Annotated in this window: 1 protein-coding gene; it reads left to right on the top strand. The window is 49.9% G+C overall.

Features of this window, described 5'->3' with window-relative positions:
* Positions 1–333 precede the first annotated feature (333 nt).
* Complete coding sequence (locus JNJ77_16580) at positions 334–3,954, top strand: glycosyltransferase (GenBank protein ID MBL8824204.1); 3,621 nt, start codon at positions 334–336, stop codon at positions 3,952–3,954.
* The last annotated feature ends 212 nt before the right edge of the window (positions 3,955–4,166 follow it).

A 4,166-nucleotide genomic window follows, 5' to 3' on the forward strand; every position in this document is an offset into this window, starting at 1 on the left:
CGTCAGAATCACATTCTTCGATTGGGCTTCCTTCTTGTAGGTCGATACAAGAAGGCTGACTGCATTCTCAATGAGCCTGGCACAGGCAGAAATCCTTAGCTTCATCATTAAGCCTCGGCATTGAAATTTTGCACAACGTAACCGCATGAAATCCATGCGTCAAACATTTAATACCCTCTTCACGAAGAATTTAGGTTCGCTAAGGGACAGATAGCATGATTCATCGGGAGTTGATTTACAGTCCAATGTGTCGATCATTTGCTTTTTGGTAGAGGCATTCAATCAGGAATGCTATGATCCCGAATCGGTTTCTGATGATTTGAGAACAGACGCATGATTTATTTTGCAGTGAAGAAACAATCCGGAAAACTCTCTTATCACAGCCTCTTGCTCAATAGCAACTTGCGGAAGCTGCTGGACCTTTCCAGCTTTCTCCAGCCTGCACCGGATCATCAGGCATTCGCTGATAATGAATCAGAGCCAACAACCCGAAAATCCAAAGCTCTGCTGATCGATTCGTATTATGCCCTTTCGCAGAATACCCTGGCAGCTGATGCATGGAAACTGGAATACACTTGTCTCGACATCATTTCGCTGGGGAACTATCAGGAATTTACTACAGCACTGAAGAGTTATATTTACACGGTTTGTGATGCAGTTGGGGTTGATAATCTGGCACTGAGCATTCATGCAGGATCATCTGGATCGATTCCAGTAATCCATGTTTCCAATGAGAGATTGCTCCAGTATTGGGAGCCGAATCATGATTGCCTGACATATGAGTCTGTGAATGATCTTTCAAACAGAGTAACCAATGCAGGAGTTGAACTGCAAAAGCTGGCGAGCAATGCAGCCTTGAAGGCATCGTCGCTTGCTGTGGAGCACGAGATTGCTCCCTGTTATAACCTGTCTGCTTTCGACGGCGAACTTTCGCGCTCCGATCAGCTGAGGATTCGAGCCTGGTACTGCCAATCACAAGAAACATTCTCTGACAACACTTTAGTAAAGGAACTCCAGGAATACCTCTCTCAATCACCGTTTGATCCTGTCATGTCGAATCTGTTTGCGATCACATTGCTGCGATCCAAGATTGACACCGGCATAGCGGAATCAGACTGGAAAGAAGCGATTGTCACTTGGAAGACTCTGCTGGCGCAGAATCCATCTCGAATAGTCGCTAGTGCCAATCTGGCTCAAGCCTATGGGTTTTCGGGTAAACCGGAATTAGCTCTTCACCAGGCAAGGCACACACTGCAATTACTCGGATCAAGCGACCCGCAATTGCTTGCAGATTCCCTGAACAGCGATTGCCCCTTCCCTTATGGATATGATGAATTCCGATACTACTGGGAACGATCTGCTAAGGAAGAGGCTCTACCTTCCAAGATACAATTGCTGACGGTGCGACTGCATACATTGATAGCGCGTCTGACTGGGAATGTTGCGTCCGCATACGAGGCGGTGCATGCAGACCCCGCATTTGGTCAGTCCAAACTCATGCTTGCTGAACTCCTGTCAAGGAATGGCCTCCACCAGGATGCAACCAAATACCTGGAGCAGGTTGTAAGACTGTTGCCTTTGCATGCTGAGGCATCTCGAATCTATTACCGAAATCTGATTATCACGAGGCAGCATCAACGGGCTTTGGAATGGATCAAGACTCGAAAAAGGATTGCGAACTGCTCGTCATCGCAGCATTCCAATGAAGCCTGGCTTGACGCTTCCCCACCGGAATTTGAAACGCTATCGTCGATCATCATCCCCTGCTTTAACGAGCTGCTTTACACCAGGCAGTGTGTCGAGAGTGTGATACTGCATACCACGGGAAAATACGAACTGATCCTCGTTGACAATGGATCAACGGATGGGACACATGAGTACTTTCAGGAGATAGAACAGCGTCTTCCGAATGCCAGAGTTTGCATCATTCGCAATGAACAGAATCTGGGCTTCCCCAAGGCATGTAATCAGGGATTGGCACAAGCGAAGGGTCAGGGAATTGTCTTCCTGAATAACGACACGGTGGTGACGCCGAACTGGCTGCAGGGGTTGTGGTCAGCCATCTATATTGACTGGCCCCATGTGGCATTGGCTGGGCCGGTTTCTAATTATGCGACCGATCAGCAACTGGTGGCTGGGGAGTACGATGATTTGAATGCTCTGCCTGAATTTGCGATGCGGCGGAGTCGGGAGTATCGAGGCAAGTATCTCGAAGTAAAGCGACTGACGGGCTTTTGCTTATTAGCCCGGCGTGATGTGCTGGAAGAGATCGGTGGTTTTGATGAACGATACGGTTTGGGCTTCTTTGATGATGACGATTTGTGCCTGCGTGTGAATAATGCAGGCAAGAAGGCAGTTCTGGCTCAGGAAGTTTACATCCATCACTACGGCAGCCGCACCATGCGGCAGGTGACTACCGATGTGACGCAACTGCTGCGTGGCAATCTGGAGATATTCAAAGACAAGTGGGGAAAAGAGGCAGGTGCAGGCTACCGTTTCCCGCAGGGTGCCCATGGTCAAGCTGCTACCCCCAAGAGAATGCGGGTCAGTTTGACCATGATTGTCAAGAACGAAGAGCAGAACCTGGGACGCTGTCTGGCGAGTGTTGCAGACTTGATGGATGAGATCGTGATTGCTGATACGGGTTCGGTGGATCGCACGCGCGAGATTGCTCGTCAATATGGCGCTAAGGTGGTCGAGTTCCCCTGGTGCGATCACTTTGGCGCTGCCCGCAATGCATCCCTGAAAGAGGTTACTGGCGATTGGTGCATCTGGCTGGATGCGGATGACAGCCTGGATCAACCGAACCGGAAGAAAATGTCGGAACTCTTTGCAAAGCTGGGCCAGGAACGCGATGCCTATTCCCTCAAAGTGCGCTCGGCCATGGATGCGCAGCACATGAATGAGCGAGTTCTCGATCAGGTGCGTATCTTCCCACGACACGAGGAAATTCGGTGGGAGTACCGGATCCACGAACAGATTCTTCCTGCAGTACGTCGTCAGGGAGGCAATGTCCGCTGGGCCGATGTCGTCATTGACCATCATGGCTACAGTAATGAGGTAGCTCGCAAAGGAAAACTGGAGCGTAATCTCCGACTGCTGGAGATCGACTACGCTGAGCGGCCCAATGATCCCTATACCCTGTTCAACCTTGGTTGGTCCACACTGGATATGGGGGATCACGAGAAGGCACTATTTTATTTACGAAGGAGTCTGGATTTATCGGCTCCAGACTCTTCGGTGGTACGCAAACTCTACAGTCTTATCTCCCAGGTGGAAAAGCAACAAGGACGCCTGGAGGCAGCACTGGCGACGTGTCAGCGCGGGCTGAAGCAATGTCCGGATGATGTAGAGTTGGCCTTTGAAGAAGCGTTGTTATTGAAGCAGAACCGCGACTTGCAGGGAGCTACACGGGCGATTGAACGGATACTCGCGTTGCCTCAGGGCAAGTATTTTGCCAGCATAGACCCTATTCTTCGGGAGGGCAAATCACGATTATTGCTGGCAGAAATCTACCGGCTTCAAGGTCGCTTGCAAGAGGCGGAAGCGCACTTGGGAGCGGCCATCAAAGTGGTGCCGCAGTTGTTGCCGCTTTGGCTAGAGCTCGCTGAAATAGGCTTCCTTCAAAAACGCTGGCCGCTGGTGGAAGATGCAGCTCGTGGTGCGGAGAAGCATGCTCGTAATCCATTGCATAGCCATTTGTTGCGTGGTCGGCTTGAACTGCAACTGGGCAAGTATCAGGAGGCCATGAATCGATTGATGCCGATTGCCGAAAAGTTCCCCAAGTTATTGGCGGCACAGGTACTGTTGAGTTATGCAGTACTCAAGGCTGGAAATGACATGCCGCTGGCAGAGCGGGTCTTGCAGCGCATTCTGGAACTCGATCCGAATAATGCGGAAGCAAAGCATAATCTCATCGTTCTGAAAAAGAAAACAGGCGATTCAGCCGTGTGATTTCTTCACTAGCTAAACTAAATTTTCCATGAAGGCAGGGATTTTCTGTTTGACGCGAGTACTGAGTGGGATTACGTTGTGCAAAATTTCAATGCCGAGGCTTAATGATGAAGCTAAGGATTTCTGCCTGTGCCAGGCTCATTGAGAATGCAGTCAGCCTTCTTGTATCGACCTACAAGAAGGAAGCCCAATCGAAGAATGTGATTCTGACG

The organism is Planctomycetia bacterium (assembly GCA_016795155.1).
Lineage (GTDB): Bacteria > Planctomycetota > Planctomycetia > Gemmatales > HRBIN36 > JAEUIE01.